Below are 351 nucleotides of genomic sequence, written 5' to 3'. Positions count from 1 at the left end.
AAGAAGAGTTAAGTGAATTTGTTATGAAAACGATTTTTCGATAAAAAAATAGCAAAAAGTCAAGCAAGTTTAGGTTAAGTATGTTATAATAGGGCAGTTAAAATGAAAAGTTAAAGGAGCATTAACGAATGAAACGTATTGCTGTTTTGACCAGTGGTGGTGATGCCCCTGGTATGAACGCTGCTATTCGTGCAGTTGTTCGCCAAGCAATTTCAGAAGGAATGGAAGTTTATGGAATCAACGAAGGTTACGCAGGTATGGTTGCGGGTGATATCCATGAATTGTCTGCGCGTTCTGTAGGTGATGTTATTTCACGTGGAGGAACATTCCTTGGTTCAGCTCGTTATCCAG

General features: G+C 39.3%; 1 protein-coding gene. It reads left to right on the top strand.

From position 1 onward, the window contains the following. Nucleotides 1-128: 128 nt before the first annotated feature. Nucleotides 129-351 (top strand): 6-phosphofructokinase (locus C1E99_RS12575; RefSeq protein ID WP_193441818.1); only part of this gene is annotated, 223 nt, incomplete at its 3' end.

Source organism: Streptococcus suis, assembly GCF_002964045.1.
Taxonomy (GTDB): Bacteria; Bacillota; Bacilli; order Lactobacillales; family Streptococcaceae; genus Streptococcus; species Streptococcus suis_U.
Note: the sequence above shows the minus strand (reverse complement) of the source record. Positions and strands in the feature narration are given on the sequence as shown.